Source organism: Cryobacterium sandaracinum (assembly GCF_004403415.1).
GTDB lineage: Bacteria > Actinomycetota > Actinomycetes > Actinomycetales > Microbacteriaceae > Cryobacterium > Cryobacterium sandaracinum.
In genome coordinates, this window is sequence record NZ_SOGO01000006.1 from 72,599 (window position 1) to 90,037 (window position 17,439).

Consider the following 17,439-nt stretch of genomic DNA (forward strand, 5'->3'; position numbering starts at 1 on the left):
CCGTGAACCGACCTTTTCACCACTTTTCAGGGTCTCCACACATATTCAGGGAGCATTGCTATGAAGAATTTCATCTGGTTTGTCGTCGGTGTCACCACGGGGCTGCTCATCGCCCGCGAAGCCGGCAAGACGCGTCAGGGGAAGCAATTCTTCGCCGATCTGGACACCAAGGCGCGCGAATTCGGTGAGGCCATCTCGGACGGCTACCGCAAGCGTGAGGCCGAGCTGCGGGATGCCATCGGCGACATCGAGTCGGAGACCGAAATCACGATCGAAAAACTTGCCAAGTAAGTACTCGCCAAGTACGTGCTCGCCAGGTAGGTATCATCCATATCTTTTCCACTACAACGAACTACGGAACTAATGCAGACTGCTGAAATTCGCGGGCGCTGGCTCGACTTCTTTGCCGATCGCGGTCACACCGTCGTCCCCTCCGCTTCGCTTGTCAGCGACGACCCCACACTCCTGTTCACGGTGGCCGGGATGGTTCCGTTCGTACCGTATTTGACCGGTCTCGTGCCGCCCCCCTACCCGCGAGCGACGAGTGTTCAGAAATGCATCCGCACCAACGACATCGAAGAGGTCGGCAAGACCCCGCGTCACGGCACCTTCTTCCAGATGAACGGCAACTTCTCGTTCGGCGACTACTTCAAGGAACAGGCGATCGGTTACGCCTGGGAGCTACTCACCAGCTCGGATGCCGACGGCGGCTACGGCTTCGCCGAGAAGGACCTCTGGGTCACCGTCTACGAGGACGACGACGAGGCCTTTCGGTACTGGCGCGCCCTCGGCCTGCCCGAGCACCGCATCCAGCGTCTCGGCATGGACTCCAACTACTGGTCGACCGGTCAGCCCGGGCCCGCCGGACCCTGCTCCGAGATCTTCTTCGACCGCGGCCCGGCCTACGGCATCGACGGCGGCCCGGCCACCGACGACGACCGGTACGTCGAAATCTGGAACCTCGTCTTCATGCAGTACCTCCGCGGCGAGGGCACCAGCAAGAACGACTTTGTCATCCTCGGCGACCTGCCGAAGAAGAACATCGACACCGGCATGGGGCTCGAACGTGTCGCCTTCCTCAAACAGGGCGTTCAGAACATGTACGAGATCGACCAGGTGCGCCCGGTCCTCGACCGGGCCGCGGAACTGTCCGGTCGCCGCTACGGGGCCGTCCACGACGACGACGTGCGGATGCGCATCGTCGCCGACCATGTGCGGTCGTCCCTGATGCTGATGAGCGACGGAGTGATGCCGTCCAACGAGGGCCGCGGGTACATCCTGCGCCGCCTGATGCGCCGCAGCGTGCGCGCCATGCGCCTCCTCGGCGTCGACGCCGCGACCTTTCCCGAATTGTTTCCGGCCTCGCGCGACGCCATGGCCGGCGCGTACCCCGAGATCAAGGCGGACTACGCCCGCATCAGCCAGGCCGCGTATGCCGAAGAGGAGACCTTCCTACGCACCCTCGCCAGTGGCAGCGCCGTGCTCGACCTCGCCGTCGCGAAGACCAAGAAGGCCGACAAGGTCGTTCTGCCGGGCGACACCGCGTTCCTCCTGCATGACACCTACGGCTTCCCGATCGAGATCACCCTCGAGATGGCCGAGGAGGCCGGGCTCAGCGTCAACCGCGAGGCCTTCGACACGCTGATGGCCAAGCAGCGCGCGATGGCCAAGGCCGACGCCAAGGCCAAGAAGACGCACCTCGCCGACCTGTCGGTCTACAGCGCATTCCGCGCGGCGGGGGAGACCGTCTTCACGGGCTACGACGCTCTGCAGACCGAATCCAGCGTGCTTGGGATCATCGTCAACGGTCTCTCCGTCGACCGCGCCGTCTCCGGTGACATCGCCGAGGTGATCCTCGCCGAGACGGCCCTGTACGCGGAGTCCGGCGGCCAGGAGGCCGATGCCGGTTTGATCGTGGGCACCGGCTACGAGCTCGAGGTGCTCGACGTGCAGAAGCCCGTCAAGGGCCTGATCAGTCACAAGGTTCAGGTGCGGACCGGCGAAGTCGGCGTCGGGGACTCCGCCACCAGCGTCGTCGACCCCGACTGGCGCCGCGGTGCCCGACAGGCGCACTCCGGCACACACGTGCTGCATGCCGCCCTCCGCCAGGTGCTCGGCCCGAACGCCCACCAGTCCGGCTCGTACAACAAGGCCGGCTTCTTCCGCCTCGACTTCTCCTGGAACCAGGCACTGTCCCCGGCGACCCGAAGCGAGATCGAAGAGATCTCCAACAACGCCATCCGGGACAACCTGCCCGTGCTCACCCGGGAGCTGCCCCTGGCCGAGGCGAAGGCGCTCGGCGCGATGGCCCTGTTCAGCGAGAAGTACGGCGACCGAGTGCGCGTCGTCGATATCGGCGGCCCCTGGTCTCGCGAACTCTGCGCGGGAACCCACGTCGCCTCCAGCGCCGAGATCGGCATGATCAACCTTGTCAGCGAGGGTTCTGTCGGTTCCACGAACCGCCGGGTGGAGTCGTTGGTCGGCCTCGAGGCCTTCCGCGACCTGGCCACCGAGCGCGCCCTCGTCTCCCAGCTGACCTCACACCTGAAGACGCCGCGGGAGCAGTTGCCAGAGCGCATCAACGAGCTCGTGCAGAGCCTCAAGGCCGCCGAGAAGAAGATCGCCGCGTTCGAGGCGCGGGCCCTCTCCGACAGGGTGCCGGCCCTCGTCGCCTCGGCAAAGCTGGCCGGTTCCGTCAATGTCGTGGCCGAGCAGGTCGGCACGCTGGGCTCCGCTGACGACCTGCGGATGCTGGTCACGGCCACCCGCACGCAGCTCGGCAGCACGCCGGCGGTCGTAGCCCTCGCGGCCGTGGTCGCCGACAAGCCCGTCGTCATCGTGGCCACCAACCCCGCGGCCCGGGAGGCCGGCCAGCGTGCGGGAGCCCTGGCGAAGCAGGTCGCCGGCATCCTCGGCGGCGGCGGCGGCGGCAAGGACGACCTCGCCCAGGGCGGCGGCACCGACGCAGCAGCCATCCCGAACGCTCTCGCGGCCGTTCGATCCGCCGTAGCAGGCTGAACCATGCGTCACGGTGTGCGGGTGGGAGTCGACGTCGGGAAAGCCCGGATCGGCCTGGCCCGCAGCGACGCGCACGGCCTGCTGGCAATCCCGGTCGAGACCGTGGGCCGCGACCACTCCGGCAGCCTGGACGTGGCCCGGATCGTGGCTGTGGTGGCCGAGCTCGACGCCGTTGAGGTGGTGGTCGGGCTGCCGCTCGCGCTCTCCGGCAACCGCACGGCGTCGACCAACGATGCGGTGGGGTTCGCCGAGCTGCTGGCCCGGTCCCTGGCCGTTCCGGTTCGCCTGGTCGATGAGCGCCTTTCCACCGTCGCGGCGCAGTCGGTCCTGCGCTCCGCGGGGCGGAAGGCCAAAACCCAAAAACCCGTGATCGACCAAGTCGCCGCGGTCATCATCCTCCAGCATGCCCTCGACACCGAACGCACCCTGGGCACACCCGCCGGCACCGCCGTCGATCTCGTGCGCGACCAGTTTCCAGCCGGGTCCCCGCCAGCTGCCGCACCGAATGAAGGGCAGCCTCAACGATGACACCGCCTCCCGCCGACAGCACCGGAGCCCCGGCCGAGCCGGGCGACCCGACAAGCCCCATCGACCCGGCGGACCCTCTCAGTTCGCGTCGGGCCATCCGTGAGTCACGGGGCGAAGGCACCCGGTCCAGTCGTCGCGCCCTGCTGGACTCCGCTCCGGTGCCGCAGAAGAGGGGCCGCCGGGGCACCTGGGGCTGCCTGATCGTCTTCCTGATCCTGGCCGGACTCGCCGGTGCCGCCGCCCTCCTGCTCCAGGAGCCGATCGGTACCGTGATCGGCATGGTGCAGGGCCCGGCGGACTACGACGGCGCCGGAGGCGACGAGGTCATCGTGATGATCCACGACGGTGAAACCGGTCAGGACGTCGCGAACTCCCTCCTCGCCCAGGACGTGGTGAAGAGCTACGACGCGTTCTACGAGGTGCTCCGCGCGGAGAGCCCGGCACCCGTCTTCCAGCCCGGCGCCTATCGTTTGGCCGGCAAGATGAGCGGCCGTGCCGCCCTCGACGCCCTGCTCGACCCGGAAAACAAGCTCGAACAGACCGTGGTGATACCCGAGGGAACCACGACTGCCTCGGTGCTCCAGCTGATCAGCGAGGGCACCAGCATTCCCTTGGTCGATCTCGAGGCCGCGGCCGCCGACGTCGAGCCCTACGGCCTGCCGGGCGAGGCAACCACCCTCGAGGGGTTCCTGTTCCCGGCCACCTACACGTTCCCCCCGGAGACCACGGCGCCCGAGGCCATCCGCACGCTCGTCGACCGACAGTTCGAGGCTCTCGACGCTGCCGAGGTCGCGCCCGAGAACCGCTGGAAGACCATCGTTGTCGCGGCCCTGATCCAACGCGAAGCGGGGCTCACGGAGGATTTCTACAAGGTTTCGCGCGTGTTCCTGAACCGGCTCGACCCGGCAAAGTGGCAGAGCGGGCTCCTGCAGTCCGACGCTACCGTGGCCTACGGGACCGGGGCGACCGACCGGGTGAAGACAACGGATGCCGAACGCGCCGACGCCGCCAACGCCTACAACACCTATGTGCACCCCGGGCTTCCCGTGGGGCCGATCTCGAACCCCGGCGACATCGCGATCGACGCCGCCGTGAACCCCGCCGACGGCACCTGGCTGTACTTCGTGTCCTGGAACCTCGACACGGGGGAGACGATCTTCTCCACCACGATCGCGGAGCACGACGCCGCCGTGAACAAATGGCTGGCCTGGATGGACGAGCACCCCGAATATGGTTGAGCCCGAAGCATCCGTGCCAGCCCCCGCCCGTGACTCTGCCCGCGTGCGCCGTCTCGCGGTGCTGGGCTCGCCCGTCGAGCATTCCCTCTCCCCGGCACTGCACCGGGCCGCGTACCAGGCGCTCGGCCTGGACTGGCGCTACGACGCCGTGCGGGTGCCGGCGGGCGGACTGCCGGACTTCCTCGCGTCCCGGGGCGCAGACTGGCGCGGCCTCTCCCTCACGATGCCCCTCAAGCACGAGGTCCAGGCGCAGCTCGACGGCATCGACCGGGTCGCCGCTCAGACCGGCTCCGTCAACACGGTGCTGTTCGGTGAAGCCGACGGCAGGCGAACGTTGCAGGGTTTCAACACGGACGTCACCGGCCTGGTGCGTGCCCTTGCCGAAGCCGGAGTTCGCCGCGCGGTGCACGTGTGCCTGCTCGGCGCCGGCGCCACCGCGGCATCCGCCCTGGTCGCCGCGGCTGAGCTGGGCGCGGAGCTGGTCGACGTGCTCGTGCGTACCCCGGCGAAGGCGGCCGATCTGGTCGAACTGGGGCAGAGCCTCGGGGTCGTGGTACGGGTATACCCGCTCACCGACCTGCCCGACCCTGCCCGCGTCAGCGAGCTGGTGATCAGCACCCTGCCCGGGGGCAGCGACCCGGGCGCCGAGTTTCCCGCCGGGCTGCGCCGGCAGGCGCTCCTGTTCGACGTCAGCTATTCCCCCTGGCCCAGCGCCCTCGCCCGGTCCTGGTCGTCGGTGGGCGGCACCGCGGTGTCCGGAGAGGGGATGCTGCTGCACCAGGCCCTGATCCAGGTGCGCATCTTCGTCTCCGGCAACCCGTTCGAGCCGCTCCCGAATGAGGACGTGGTGCTGCACGCCATGCGCGGCGCCCTGACCGGGAAGGCTGTGACAGGATAGTGGTCATGCTTCGTTGGCTCACCGCCGGAGAGTCCCACGGCCCCGAACTCATCGCCATTGTCGAGGGTTTGCCCGCTGGAATCCCGGTTACTCTAGATGCGATCCGCCTCGACTTGGCACGCCGCAAACTCGGCTACGGCCGAGGCGCGCGCCAGAAGTTCGAGCAGGACGAACTGAACATCTCGGGCGGCGTGCGCCACGGCCTCACCATGGGCGGACCGGTTGCCCTGCGGATCGGCAACACTGAATGGCCCAAGTGGGCCGAGGTGATGAGTCCCGCACCGGTGGAGACCACGTCCGCGCGCGGACGCGGCGCCCCCCTGACCCGTCCCCGGCCCGGCCACGCCGATCTGGTCGGCATGCAGAAGTACGGCTTCGGCGAGGCCCGCCCGGTACTGGAGCGCGCCAGCGCCCGGGAGACCGCGGCACGCGTCGCGCTCGGCGCCGTCGCCCGGTCGTTCCTGGCCGAGCTCGGCATCACCCTGGTCAGCCACACCCTGTCGATCGGGCCGGTTCGCGTGCCCGTCGACGCCCCGCTACCGCTACCCGGCGACGTCGACGCCCTCGACGCCGACCCGCTGCGCTGCTTCGACGCCGTCACCTCCGCCCGGATGGTGGCCGAGGTCGACCTGGCCCACAAGGAGGGCGACACCCTCGGCGGGGTCGTCGAGGTGCTGGCCTACAACCTTCCTCCCGGACTCGGTTCGTTCGTGCACTGGGATCGCCGCCTCGATTCGCAGCTGGCGGCCGCGCTGATGGGCATCCAGGCCATCAAGGGGGTCGAGGTCGGGGACGGTTTCCTGACCACCACCCGGCGCGGCTCGGAGGCGCACGACGAGCTTGTGCAGGCCGACGGTCGCATCCAGCGGGTCAGCGACCGGGCCGGCGGCACCGAAGGCGGCATGAGCACCGGAACCGTGTTGCGCGTGCGCGCCGGCATGAAGCCCATCTCCACGATCCCGCGCGCCCTCCGCACGGTTGACGTGGCCACGAGCGAGGCTGCCCCCGCGCACCACCAGCGGTCGGATGTCTGTGCCGTTCCGGCCGCCGGCGTGGTCGCGGAAGCCATGGTCGCTCTGGTGCTGGCCAACTCGGTCCTGGAGAAGTTCGGTGGTGACTCCATCGTGGAGACGCGCCGCAACCTGGATTCCTACCTGGCCGGAATGCCGGCGAATCTCCAGACGGGCGCGTCCAGCGACGCTTCCCTTTAGAGGCGCCGGAGAATCACAATGGCCGCGCCGACGCATCCGATCCTGCCCCTCGTCTTCATCGGTCCCATGGCCGCCGGCAAGACCAAGATCGGCCGGAAAGTGGCGAAGTCCCTCGATGTGCCGTTCATCGACACCGACCACCGGATCGTCGCCCTGCACGGGCCGATCACGGACCTCTTCGGGCAGCACGGTGAAGAGCACTTCCGGGTGCTCGAACGCCAGGCCGTGGTGCAGGCCCTCACCGAGCAGGCCGTGGTTTCGCTCGGCGGGGGAGCCGTGCTCGACGAGGAGACTCAGGCCGACCTTGCTGAGTGCTCCGTGGTGTACCTGAGCGTGTCCGCTCGAGCCGTCGGGGCCCGGATCGGCGGGGCGAAACGGCCGCTGCTCACGGGCGGAATCGCCGATTGGAAGCGCATCTACGCCCTCCGGCGCCCGATCTATGAGGCGCTGGCCGGCATCCGTTTCGACACCTCGCACCGTCCCCTGGGCGCCATCGCTGATGACGTCGTGAAATGGACCAAGAAAAGATCATGACCGGAGCACCTGTGCCTGATTCCACCGAGCCCGCCACCACCGTTATCACGGTTGCCGGCGCCGACAGCTACCCCGTTCTGATCGGTCGCGGCCTCGTCGACGACGTCGTCGAACAGCTCGGCCCGAAGGTGGCGAAGGTGCTCATCGTGCACACCTCACACCTGGGCGCCCGCGCCGTCGCCCTGCGCGAGAGCCTGCTCGGCAGATTCGAGGTGCTGATCGCCGAGGTGCCCGACGCCGAGGCTGCCAAGCGCGTCGAAGTGGCCGCGTTCTGCTGGCAGGTCATGGGTCAGGCCGACTTCAGTCGTACGGATGCCGTGATCGGCTTCGGCGGCGGCGCCGTCACCGACCTGGCCGGCTTCGTCGCCGCGACCTGGCTCCGTGGCGTGCGCCTGGTGCAGATCCCGACCAGCGTGCTCGGCATGGTCGACGCCGCCGTCGGCGGCAAGAACGGCATCAACACCGCCGAGGGCAAGAACCTTGTCGGCACCTTCTACGCGCCCGCCGCCGTCATCTGCGATTTGGACGTGCTCGACGACCTGCCGCGTAACGAGATCCTGGCCGGCTTCGCCGAGATCGTGAAGGCCGGGTTCATCCAGCTGCCCGAGATCCTGGACATCGTCGAAGCGGATGTCACGGCCGTCACCGACCCGCACACCCCGCAGTTCCGGCGCGTGCTCGAACTCGCGATCGGGATGAAGGCCCGGGTCGTGGGGGAAGACTTCAGGGAGTCCGGCCTGCGTGAGATTCTGAACTACGGGCACACCCTCGGCCACGCCGTCGAGCACGCCGAACGCTATGGCTGGCGGCACGGGGCGGCCGTTGCCGTCGGCATGATGTTCGCGGCGGAGGTCGCCCGGCTGAGCGGCCGGCTCTCGGACGAGGCCGTCGACCGGCACCGTCGCATCCTCGAATCGCTCACCCTGCCCACCACCTATCCGGTCGGCCGCTGGAGCACCCTGCTCGCCACCATGCAGCGCGACAAGAAGACCCGCAGCGGCATGCTGCGATTCATCGTGCTCGACGACATCGGGAAGCCGACCGTGCTCGAAGGACCGGACTCGTCGTTGTTGTTCGCCGCCTACCAGGAGATCGGCTCCTAACCATTCGCGCCGCATCCGTGGGCCCAGACTGATTCCCAGACCGGCGCAGCCGGTCGCCGCTGACCGAAGCTGTTCGGAGGCTTAAGGACGAGTCCGTGGATCGTCCGTGCGGCCGGCGAGAGCGGAGGCGGAGACTTCGCGGACCTGACGGCGGCCCAGGAGGCGGCAGTCACGGAACGGTTCGTCGGTCCGGGCGTGCGCAAGCTGGTGCAGGAGTCCTGGCAACGGTCGCTCGCCCTCAGCCTTGATTCGCTGAGGCTCGTCCACTAACACGAACTCAGCTCCGACGAGCTGCGCGACCGGCATCCGCTGGCCGCCGTGCTCCCGGTCGTGCACAACCTGCTCATCCGGCACGCCTTTCACTCCGGCCTGATCGTGGCCATCGGTGACGAGTTCGGTCGCCCGCTCTGGATCGACGGTGACCGAACCGTGCGGAGTAAGGCGGAGGGGATGCTGTTCGTCGAGGGGTCGGACTGGTCCGAGCGCCGGGTCGGCACGAGCGCGCCGGGCACGGCCCTGGCCCTCGATCACGGAATCCAGATTCAGCGGGCCGAGTATTTCAACCAGTTGGCGCATCCGTGGAGTTGCACGGCCGTGCGCATCCCCGACCCGCATTCCGGCTCCATCCTCGGCGTCATCGACATCACGGGCGGCGACGAGGCGGTGGCCCCGCAGACTCTCCCGCTCGTGGAGGCGGCCGTCGCGGCCCTGGAAGCGGAACTGCGCATCCAACGACCGGCACTCGCTGCTGCTCACCGACCAAACCAACGCGGTCGACAACCTGCGTGCCGAGATGGTGCGGCTGCGCGGGGTGCTCGAGCAGACCAGCCCCCGTGGCGGCATTGCCTCGCGGCCCTACCGGCTCGAGACATCCGTCGAACTGGACGCCCAGCGCGTGCTGGCATCCCTGGAGCCCGGCACGCACCGGGTGGCGTTGGGGGCCTACCGGGGGCCCGTGCTACCGAGCTCGACCGCGCCGGGAATCGTCCAGATCCGCGCCGGGATCTCTGCGCGGCTGCGGCAGGCCATGCTCAGCGACGCGTCCGCCGAACTCCTGCTGGAGTACGCCCGCACCGACGAGGCGACCTACGACGCTGAGGTCTGGCGCGCGTGCCTCGAACTGCTGCCGGCGCGGTCGCCGAAGCGGGCATCCGTGGTCGCCCGATTGAACCGGATCGCGGACGAGTTGCGCCGCGACGGCTCCGCGGCCCCGCCCGCAATATCCCGCAACGCTGAAGCAACGTTCTCCTTCCTCGGATCAAGGTCCAGGTCCGCGTCCCGCGGTTCCACACCGACGACGTCGTCGACGAGGAGACATCATGACCGTCTATTCCAACCCCGGAACACCGGGCGCCCTCGTCACCTTCAAGCCCCGCTACGAGAACTGGATCGGCGGCGAGTGGGTCAAGCCCGTCAGGGGCCAGTACTTCGAAGACATCTCACCCGTCAACGGGAAGCCGTTCGCCGAGGTGGCCCGCGGCACCGCGGAGGATATCGAACTGGCCCTGGACGCCGCGCATAGTGCAGCGCCGGTGTTGGGCAAGACCTCGTCGACCGAGCGCGCGGCCGTGCTCAACAAGATCGCCGACATCATCGGTGCGAACCTCGACCTGCTCTCGGTCGACGAGACCTGGGAGAACGGCAAGCCGGTGCGCGAGACGTTGAACGCGGACATCCCGCTCTGTTCCGACGACTTCCGCTATTTCGCTGCCGCCATCCGCGCCTAGGATGGCGACCACGCCGAGCTGGGCGGCGACATGGTCTCCGACCAGTTCCACGAGCCGCTCGGCGTCGTCGGGCAGATCATCCCGTGGGACTTCCCACTCCTGATGGCCGTCTGGAAGCTGGCCCCGGCCCTGGCCGCCGGCAACGCGATCGTGCTGAAGCCGGCCGATCAGACCCCGGTGTCGATCCTCGTGCTGATCGAACTGATCGGCGATGTGCTGCCGACGGGAGTGCTCAACGTCGTCAACGGTTTCGGCATCGAGGCCGGCAAGCCGCTCGCGTCGTCCAACCGTATCCGCAAGATCGCGTTCATGGGAGAGACCTCGACCGGGCGTCGGAACATGCAGTACGCGAGCTCCAATATCATCCCGTCGACCATGAAGCTCGGCAGAAAGAGCCCCAACAACATCTTCTTCGGCGACGTCGCCCAGGAGAAGGATGCGTTCTACGACAAGGCCCTGGAAGGGTTCGTGCTCTTCGCGTTCAACCAGGGCGAGGTGTGCACCGCGCCCAGCCGGGCGGTGCTGCAGAAGCCGATCTACGATGACTCCCTGAGCGACGCCGTCGAGTTCACTCTCCTCCACCGCTCCCTCCCGAGCCCGGCCTTGTGGACGGGGACCGCGACGGATGTCCGCGCGTCCAGTCTGGGTGGCATGACAACCCCTCTGCGCGTCGAAGACGCTGCCCCAGTGACCACGACCGAGCAGGCGCGAGACCGGGTGGCCGACCTCGTCGGCCACGCGATTAGCCGCCAGCTCTGGTTCATGCTGCTCGACGCCTGCGGGCGGCAGATTCCCCTGCTGATTCCCGTCGACGACATCCCGCTCCGTCCGAAACCCGGCGGTGCCGCCGTCATGGCCGCGGCGGTCGGTCGGCTCCTGTCCGAGCACGGCCCGTGCGGCAGCGTCATCCTCACCCTCGAGCGACCGGGCACCGCGGCGCTAACCGCGCCCGACCAGGCCTGGGCCCGGGAACTCGCCGAATCCTTCGGCAAAGTGGTGCGCATCACGGGCATGTTCGTCGCCCACGACGAGGGCGTCTGCGAACTCCCGGCCACCGTCGTGGATGCAGTGGCAGACTGACAGGATGATGATCAGCGATGAGCGATTGGAAAGTGTCAACGTCTGTGTTGCCGGCCGGGTGGGCGCGGGGCCGGGCGATGCCTGAACGCACCCTGATCCTGTTGCGGCACGCCAAGTCGGACTGGGCGGGCGGCCAGGCCGACGTCGACCGGCCGCTGGCAAAACGTGGGGTGCGGCAGGCGCCGCTCACCGGAGCGTGGCTGTCCCACAGCGGCTACCGCATCGATCTCGCGGTCGTGTCACCGGCGGAGCGCGCGCGGGCCACCTGGGACCTCGTGGCGGCCGAGTTCGAGAGCACTCCGCCGATCCGTGTCGAACATGCGGTCTATGCCACCTCGGCCGGCGAACTGCAGAGCATTGTTCGGGCGCTGCCGGGCACCATGCACACCGTCGTCCTGGTGGGCCACAATCCCGGCCTCGAGGATCTGGCCACCGCTCTCGCCGGCACGACCGTGTCCCTGCCGACCTCGGCTTTCGCCGTGATCGGCTGGGAGGGTCCCTGGTCGTCCGCCGGAGAGTCCCCGGCGGCCCTCCTGGCCCAGGGCCGGCCGCCCAGGGTGAACGCGCCTCCTCGCTAGCGGCGCAGGGCTGCCTGATCGCGCCGAGAAAGAGGACGACCGCGGCGGCAACCGATCCCGTGGTCAGGCCGCGGGGCACGCCACGATGCCCCAGGGCGTTGCGGAGCGTCGGGAAGCGCTGGGGAGCGCGCCAACGGATGCCGGTGCTCTCGCGCCGGGAGGCACTCGAGGGTGCCAGCGCTGGCATCTGCTTTTGACTCGTCGTCTCGTCGTATCCGGCTTGTGCGACGCTGGCCAGAGGGCGCTTTTTCGCCGACGTAGTCCCACGCAGCGCGACCGAATGGAACGAACGAATTCGACGGAGATTTTGCGCAATCTGGCACGGTTTGGCCGGTTTGGGACGCGTGGGGCCAAAATCTCCGTCGAATTCGCCCGAGACTGGGGGTCTGGTATTGGGGCGGGGGCGGAAACGGGAACGGCGGGGGCGGTGTCGGGGCGGCGGGTCAGCCGCCGAGCCAGGACCAGTGGCTGAGCGGCCAGTTGATCACGAACGCCCGGCCGACCACATGGGAGACGGGCACGAATCCGTTGCCGGGTGTGTCTGTGTGCAGCCGGCTGTCCGCCGAGTTGTAACGGTTGTCGCCCTCGACCCAGAGACCGCCGGCCGGCACGGTCACGGAAAAGTCGTACTCCGACGTTCGGATGGCCCCGGGCGGCAGCTTGAGGTAGGGCTCGGTGATCGGCTCGCCGTTGACGGTGGTGCTGCCCGCCGTGTCGCAACAGGCCACATCATCGCCGGGGAGGCCGATGACGCGTTTCACGAGGTGGTCATCGGAATCCGGAACCCGGAGGCCGGCCTCAGCGGCGAGCCACTGGATGCCGTCGACAACGGTGTTCCCTGCCTCGATCGGGGCCGGAGCGACCGGACCGAGCCATCCGCCGGGATCCCTGAAAACGACGATGTCGCCGCGATCGATGTCGACGACGTCGGGGACGAGCTCGTTCACGATAATGCGGTCGTCGATCTGCAGGGTGTCCTGCATCGATCCGGTCGGGATGTAGAACGTGCGGATCAGGAAGGCCTCGGTCAGAAACGAGACGACCAGGGCGCTGGCCAGGATGACGAGGAGGTTTCGGAGGACGCGACGCCTCCGTGGTGTGCGGGCGTTGGCGCTACCCGACGCAGATCCTCGCCAGGCGGCGCGGGGCCGACGACCCGCGCTTTCGTGGTCTGTCAATTTCTCCCCTGACGTGACGCGTGGTGGGCCAATTCGACCGATGCAGGGCGACTGCAAGGCCAGAATGAGCAGAACGCGGTTGCACCCCTGTCGCCACGGGGATGACGGTTCGGAGACAGGCGCTGGCCTCAGTGCGTGCGGCGGCTGCGTGGGCTGACGTTGGAGCGCAGAGAGTCAACCATTTTCCGGGCCTCGTCCTCCGTTCAATAGGTCTCCGGCGACGGGATGCTCTGCCCGTTGTCCGCGGAGGAACAGAATCGGTAGCGGCCCGACTGGTCCCGATAGATGGTGAATCTTCCGGCCATGTCACACCCTTGTTCTTGGCCTGGCGCCGACCAAACGACCGGCTTCGACACCCTACCGCCCTCGATCAGCGCCGGATAGAGGCGCCGCGACGCGCGCCAGTGTGATGTCGGCCGGCACGGGTCGTGCACAGATTCGGCGGCATATGATTGATCACGACCGACGACCCGATGGGACCCCTTTCCGCATGACTGCGCGCGTACCATTCTTCGTTCGCAATCGGGTGGACGGCACCGACGGGGCTCTCGCCGGCCGGGCCGACGGCACGGGCATCCGTGACACGGTCACGCTGTACTACTCCCTGACCAAACCCGGCGTTCTCTACGGCAACGCGTTGACAGCCGCGGCGGGCTTTCTACTCGCGGCCCGGGGCCAGGTGGATCTTTTCCTGTTCGCGGCTCTCTGCCTGGGCACCACGCTCGTGATTGCTTCGGCCACCGTGCTCAACAACGTACTCGACCGCGACATCGACACGGTGATGGAACGCACGAAGAAGCGGGCCACGGTCACCGGCCGCATCGGCGTGCGGAACGCGGTCACCTTCTCAAGCCTGCTGTTCGTTTTCGGCATGGCGACGCTCATCGCCTGGACGAACTGGCTCGTCGTCGCCGTCGGCCTGGTCGGCTTCCTCGTCTATGTCGTGCTCTACGGCATGCTGTCCAAGCGCATGTCGATCCACGGCACCCTGGTCGGCAGCGTCTCGGGCGCAGCGCCCATTCTGGCCGGCTACGTCGCCGTCACCGGCGCCATCGACATCGCAGCCGTGCTCGCCTTCCTGGCCGTGTTCCTCTGGCAGATGCCCGAGTTCTACTCCATCGCCATCTACCGCCACGACGAATACGCCCGTGCCGGCGTGCCCGTCATTTCCGTGGTGCGGGGCGTCCCGAACACCACAGTTCAGATCCTCGTCTACACGGTCGGATTCGTTGTCTCCACCCTCCTCTTGTCGGTATTCGGCTACGTGGGCTACGTCTATACGGCGGTCATGGGCGTGCTCGGCGCTTACTGGATCTGGCTGGGTGTCATCGGCCTGCGCGCCGCCGATCCCGCCGCCTGGGCCAGGCGGATGTTCCGCTACTCGCTGGTGATGATCCTGGTGTACTGCGTGATGATCTCGGTCGGGCCGATCCTGCCCTGATCCTGCCCTGGCCTTCGGCGCCCGCGTACTCCCTTAGGCTGTGGGAATGAGTACAGTTCTCGTTCTGAACGGCCCGAACCTGGGGCGGCTCGGCAGTCGCGAACCCGACGTTTACGGGTCGGCCGATCTCGATCAGCTGCGCGCGATGCTGACGCGGGCCGCCCCGGCGGGGACGACGGTCGACGTGCGCCAGACGGATGACGAGGCCGAGCTCATCCACTGGCTGTACGAGGCCGTCGACGAGCGCATCCCCGTCATCCTGAACCCGGCGGCGTTCACGCACTACAGCTACGCGCTGCGGGATGCCGCCGCTCTCGTGACGAAGGCCGGCGTCACCCTGGTCGAGGTGCACCTGTCCAACCCGCACGCCCGGGAAACGTTCCGCCACACGAGCGTCGTCAGCGCCGTGGCCACCGGGGTGATCGCCGGGTTCGGCTTCGATTCCTACCGTCTGGCCCTGGACTTCATCGCGAGGTCGGTGCCGGCGACCGCCTGACCGGCCGGGTCTCGCGCCTTTGGTGCGCGGGCTGCGGGCAACTACACTCGATGATGGCCGAATCGGCCGCGCACCTTTCTAATTGAACCCAGTGAACGGAACACATTTTCATGGCATCAACCGCCGATATCCGGAATGGCGTCGTGCTCAACATCGATGGCCAGCTGTGGGCAGTCACCGATTTCCAGCACGTCAAGCCGGGCAAGGGCGGCGCCTTCGTCCGCACCAAGCTGAAGAACGTCGTGACGGGCAAGACCGTCGACCGCACCTTCAACGCCGGCGCGAAGATCGAGACCGAGAACGTCGACCGCCAGGACTTCCAGTACCTGTACGCGGACGGCGACTCCTACGTCTTCATGGACGTGTCCGATTTCGATCAGCTGCACGTGCCGGCCGTCGTTGTGGGCGACGCCGTCAACTTCATGCTCGAGAACCAGAACGTGACGATCGCCCTGCACAACGGCAACCCCCTCTACGTCGAGCTGCCGGCCTCCGTCGTTCTCGAAATCACCTACACCGAGCCGGGCCTTCAGGGCGACCGCTCAACCGGCGGCACCAAGCCCGCCACCGTCGAAACGGGCTTCCAGATCCAGGTTCCCCTGTTCCTCGAGCAGGGCACCCGAGTCAAGGTCGACACCCGCACCGGGGACTACCTGGGCCGCGTCAACTAGTGAGCGCTCGGACCAAGGCGCGCAAGCGTGCGATCGACATCCTGTATGCCGCAGACGTGCGGCAGAGCACCATCCCGGAGTCGCTCGCCCTCGAGGCGCAGCGCGCCGCGAGCGAGCCGGCCCGGATGGCCTCCTGGCTCTACGCCCGGGACATCATCGACGGCGTCGTGGATCACCGCGAGGAGATCGACGAACTCATCGAGACGTACTCGCAGGGCTGGACGCTGACTCGCATGCCCGTCCTCGACCGCGCCATCCTGCGCATCGGCATCTGGGAGATCCTCTTCAACGACGCCGTCCCGCACGCTGTCGCCATCGACGAGGCGGTCGAGGCCGCCAAAATCCTGTCGACGGATGACTCGGCCGGATTCGTGAACGGACTCCTCGGGCGCATCGCCCAGACCGCACCATCCGCGTAATCCGTTCTGCCAGGGGGGGGAACGCATGACCAACACCGAGCCCGCACCGCCCCGCGCCCCGGAGCCGTATCCGCCGGCCTACGGACAGTCGCCCTTCCCGGCGGCGCCGAAGACGAACACACTGGCGATCATCTCCCTGGTGTCGGCGTTCTTCGTGTCCCTGGCGGCCGTGATCACCGGGCACCTCGCCCTGGGGCAGATCAGGCGCACCCATGAGGGCGGCCGAGGTCTGGCGATCACCGGGCTCGTTCTCGGCTACGTGGGCATCGCCGCCACCACCCTGGCGCTCGTGATCGCCCTCGTCGTCACCGCGACCGTGATTCCGCTCATCGCGGCGGCCGTGAACGGAGCCGTGGGCGACCAGCCGTGGAGTTCGTCCACGAGCGAGCCGCAGGCGGATGAGGCGAACGGGGATGCGTCGCAGGAAGCCCTGCCCACCGGCACCGTCGGTGCGGCCCACTTCGACGACGGCTACCTGTCGGTCGGCACCGGCGCCGCGCTCGTCGACGTCTACTTCGACCCGATGTGCCCGTACTGCCGGCAGTTCGAGGAGACGAACGGCGGCGAGCTGGCTGCCCTCGCCTCTGACGGGACCATCACCCTGCGGCTGCACTCGCTCACTTTCCTCGACCGGGTCTCGCAGGGAACGTCCTACTCGACCAGGGCATCCGCCGCGCTTACCTGCCAGGCCACCCTCAACCCGGAGAACCTGCTCGCCTACCAGGCGGCCCTGTTCGCGAACCAGCCCGCCGAGAACACCGTGGGACTCGGCGATCCGGAGCTTGCGGCCCTCGTCGACAACCCCGTCGACATCGACGACTGCCTCGCGGCCGGCGAGTACCAGGCCTGGTCCCGGGCCAACACCGAGCAAGCCCTGAACGGCGTGATTGCGGATGCCGAGATCACCCGGATCCGGGGCACGCCGACCGTGCTCGTCAACGGCAGGGTCTACGACGGCGGACTGACCGACCCGGCGGAATTCCTGGACTTCCTCAGTAGCAACTCGGTCGGCTGAGCTCAGCCGCGAAGGTCTCAGGTGGAGACCGTGATGCCGGCAACGGTGCCGGCGATGAAGGATGGCCAGGCCGGGCGCATAGGGGTGGTGCCCTGCAGCTGCAGGGTGACGTCGAGGTCCGTGAATGCCCACCGCTGGCTGCTGACGGCCGGGGCGCTCACCTCGGACGCGGACGGGGATGGGCCCGGGGACCTCTCGATGTTCTTCTCGCTGCCATGGGGCGACCTGGCGTCGTCCTCCCTCGCCTGGGGCCGGCAACCAATCAAGGTCGGCAGCCACTTCGGCGCCCCTGGGGGCGGTTAGG

At 68.1% G+C, this 17,439-nt stretch carries 18 protein-coding genes and 1 pseudogene; 15 read left to right on the top strand and 4 right to left on the bottom strand.

Annotated features, from left to right (window positions below; translation table 11 throughout):
- The first annotated feature begins 60 nt into the window (after nt 1-60).
- From E3T25_RS00525 to aroB, 8 genes are all read left to right on the top strand, one after another.
- Complete coding sequence (locus E3T25_RS00525; protein ID WP_104100499.1) at nt 61-291, top strand: hypothetical protein; 231 nt, start codon at nt 61-63, stop codon at nt 289-291.
- Between the two features lie 72 nt (nt 292-363).
- Nucleotides 364-3,018 carry an alanine--tRNA ligase gene (alaS, locus tag E3T25_RS00530; RefSeq protein ID WP_134371525.1) on the top strand — a complete coding sequence of 885 codons (2,655 nt, stop codon included), beginning with the start codon at nt 364-366 and terminating at the stop codon, nt 3,016-3,018.
- Nucleotides 3,019-3,021: 3 nt separating this feature from the next.
- Nucleotides 3,022-3,546 carry a Holliday junction resolvase RuvX gene (ruvX, locus tag E3T25_RS00535; RefSeq protein ID WP_174720173.1) on the top strand — a complete coding sequence of 175 codons (525 nt, stop codon included), beginning with the start codon at nt 3,022-3,024 and terminating at the stop codon, nt 3,544-3,546.
- A complete protein-coding gene (mltG, locus tag E3T25_RS00540) occupies nt 3,543-4,784 on the top strand; it encodes an endolytic transglycosylase MltG (protein WP_134371527.1) in 1,242 nt (413 codons plus the stop codon). Before ruvX ends, mltG begins: the two co-directional genes overlap by 4 nt.
- A complete protein-coding gene (locus E3T25_RS00545; RefSeq protein ID WP_104100502.1) occupies nt 4,777-5,682 on the top strand; it encodes a shikimate dehydrogenase family protein in 906 nt (301 codons plus the stop codon). Before mltG ends, E3T25_RS00545 begins: the two co-directional genes overlap by 8 nt.
- A 5-nt stretch (nt 5,683-5,687) precedes the next feature.
- A complete protein-coding gene (gene aroC / locus E3T25_RS00550) occupies nt 5,688-6,893 on the top strand; it encodes a chorismate synthase (RefSeq protein ID WP_104171053.1) in 1,206 nt (401 codons plus the stop codon).
- 18 nt (nt 6,894-6,911) lie between these two features.
- The gene (locus E3T25_RS00555; RefSeq protein WP_174720172.1) at nt 6,912-7,427 is read left to right on the top strand and encodes a shikimate kinase; all 516 of its coding nucleotides are present in this window, start codon (nt 6,912-6,914) and stop codon (nt 7,425-7,427) included.
- Nucleotides 7,424-8,530 (top strand): 3-dehydroquinate synthase, encoded by a 1,107-nt coding sequence (gene aroB, locus E3T25_RS00560; RefSeq protein ID WP_104100503.1) that lies wholly within the window; start codon nt 7,424-7,426, stop codon nt 8,528-8,530. Before E3T25_RS00555 ends, aroB begins: the two co-directional genes overlap by 4 nt.
- An 81-nt stretch (nt 8,531-8,611) precedes the next feature.
- Here aroB and E3T25_RS00565 read toward each other — a convergent pair whose 3' ends face one another.
- Nucleotides 8,612-9,286: a hypothetical protein gene (locus E3T25_RS00565; protein ID WP_134371529.1), complete on the bottom strand. Its 675-nt coding sequence runs from the start codon at nt 9,284-9,286 to the stop codon at nt 8,612-8,614.
- Between the two features lie 563 nt (nt 9,287-9,849).
- Between E3T25_RS00565 and E3T25_RS17220 the strand changes: the two are divergent.
- Both E3T25_RS17220 and E3T25_RS00575 read left to right on the top strand, forming a co-directional pair.
- Nucleotides 9,850-10,899: pseudogene (locus E3T25_RS17220) on the top strand (aldehyde dehydrogenase family protein); the annotation flags it as partial.
- A 515-nt stretch (nt 10,900-11,414) separates the two neighbouring features.
- A complete protein-coding gene (locus E3T25_RS00575; RefSeq protein WP_134420611.1) occupies nt 11,415-11,915 on the top strand; it encodes a SixA phosphatase family protein in 501 nt (166 codons plus the stop codon).
- 443 nt (nt 11,916-12,358) lie between these two features.
- Here the strand turns inward: E3T25_RS00575 and lepB are convergent, their stop codons facing one another.
- Nucleotides 12,359-13,093, bottom strand: coding sequence for a signal peptidase I (gene lepB, locus E3T25_RS00580; protein WP_134371533.1), 735 nt, complete (start codon nt 13,091-13,093; stop codon nt 12,359-12,361).
- 203 nt (nt 13,094-13,296) lie between these two features.
- The gene (locus E3T25_RS18015; protein ID WP_478213427.1) at nt 13,297-13,398 is read right to left on the bottom strand and encodes a YegP family protein; all 102 of its coding nucleotides are present in this window, start codon (nt 13,396-13,398) and stop codon (nt 13,297-13,299) included.
- Nucleotides 13,399-13,583: 185 nt separating this feature from the next.
- Between E3T25_RS18015 and cyoE the strand changes: the two genes are divergently transcribed.
- The 5 genes from cyoE to E3T25_RS00605 all read left to right on the top strand — a co-directional run bounded on the left by cyoE (nt 13,584) and on the right by E3T25_RS00605 (nt 17,135).
- Complete coding sequence (gene cyoE / locus E3T25_RS00585) at nt 13,584-14,534, top strand: heme o synthase (RefSeq protein ID WP_166784712.1); 951 nt, start codon at nt 13,584-13,586, stop codon at nt 14,532-14,534.
- Nucleotides 14,535-14,580: 46 nt separating this feature from the next.
- Nucleotides 14,581-15,030, top strand: coding sequence for a type II 3-dehydroquinate dehydratase (locus E3T25_RS00590; RefSeq protein WP_104100508.1), 450 nt, complete (start codon nt 14,581-14,583; stop codon nt 15,028-15,030).
- Between the two features lie 110 nt (nt 15,031-15,140).
- A complete protein-coding gene (gene efp, locus E3T25_RS00595) occupies nt 15,141-15,701 on the top strand; it encodes an elongation factor P (RefSeq protein ID WP_104100509.1) in 561 nt (186 codons plus the stop codon).
- Nucleotides 15,701-16,120: a transcription antitermination factor NusB gene (gene nusB, locus E3T25_RS00600; RefSeq protein ID WP_134371535.1), complete on the top strand. Its 420-nt coding sequence runs from the start codon at nt 15,701-15,703 to the stop codon at nt 16,118-16,120. Before efp ends, nusB begins: the two co-directional genes overlap by 1 nt.
- A 25-nt stretch (nt 16,121-16,145) precedes the next feature.
- Nucleotides 16,146-17,135 (top strand): DUF4190 domain-containing protein, encoded by a 990-nt coding sequence (locus tag E3T25_RS00605; RefSeq protein ID WP_134371537.1) that lies wholly within the window; start codon nt 16,146-16,148, stop codon nt 17,133-17,135.
- A gap of 17 nt (nt 17,136-17,152) precedes the next feature.
- Here the strand turns inward: E3T25_RS00605 and E3T25_RS16590 are convergent, their stop codons facing one another.
- Entirely contained in the window at nt 17,153-17,296 is a 144-nt protein-coding gene (locus E3T25_RS16590) for a hypothetical protein (protein WP_166785112.1), read from the bottom strand.
- Nucleotides 17,297-17,439 lie beyond the last annotated feature (143 nt).

Excerpts from the sequence above, each read along its gene's own strand:
- E3T25_RS00525 (WP_104100499.1), top strand. The coding sequence starts at position 61 with ATGAAGAATTTCATCTGGTTTGTCGTCGGTGTCACCACGGGGCTGCTC.
- alaS (WP_134371525.1), top strand. The coding sequence starts at position 364 with ATGCAGACTGCTGAAATTCGCGGGCGCTGGCTCGACTTCTTTGCCGAT.
- ruvX (WP_174720173.1), top strand. The coding sequence starts at position 3,022 with ATGCGTCACGGTGTGCGGGTGGGAGTCGACGTCGGGAAAGCCCGGATC.
- mltG (WP_134371527.1), top strand. The coding sequence starts at position 3,543 with ATGACACCGCCTCCCGCCGACAGCACCGGAGCCCCGGCCGAGCCGGGC.
- E3T25_RS00545 (WP_104100502.1), top strand. The coding sequence starts at position 4,777 with ATGGTTGAGCCCGAAGCATCCGTGCCAGCCCCCGCCCGTGACTCTGCC.
- aroC (WP_104171053.1), top strand. The coding sequence starts at position 5,688 with ATGCTTCGTTGGCTCACCGCCGGAGAGTCCCACGGCCCCGAACTCATC.
- E3T25_RS00555 (WP_174720172.1), top strand. The coding sequence starts at position 6,912 with ATGGCCGCGCCGACGCATCCGATCCTGCCCCTCGTCTTCATCGGTCCC.
- aroB (WP_104100503.1), top strand. The coding sequence starts at position 7,424 with ATGACCGGAGCACCTGTGCCTGATTCCACCGAGCCCGCCACCACCGTT.
- E3T25_RS00575 (WP_134420611.1), top strand. The coding sequence starts at position 11,415 with ATGCCTGAACGCACCCTGATCCTGTTGCGGCACGCCAAGTCGGACTGG.
- E3T25_RS18015 (WP_478213427.1), bottom strand. The coding sequence starts at position 13,398 with ATGGCCGGAAGATTCACCATCTATCGGGACCAGTCGGGCCGCTACCGA.
- cyoE (WP_166784712.1), top strand. The coding sequence starts at position 13,584 with ATGACTGCGCGCGTACCATTCTTCGTTCGCAATCGGGTGGACGGCACC.
- E3T25_RS00590 (WP_104100508.1), top strand. The coding sequence starts at position 14,581 with ATGAGTACAGTTCTCGTTCTGAACGGCCCGAACCTGGGGCGGCTCGGC.
- efp (WP_104100509.1), top strand. The coding sequence starts at position 15,141 with ATGGCATCAACCGCCGATATCCGGAATGGCGTCGTGCTCAACATCGAT.
- E3T25_RS00605 (WP_134371537.1), top strand. The coding sequence starts at position 16,146 with ATGACCAACACCGAGCCCGCACCGCCCCGCGCCCCGGAGCCGTATCCG.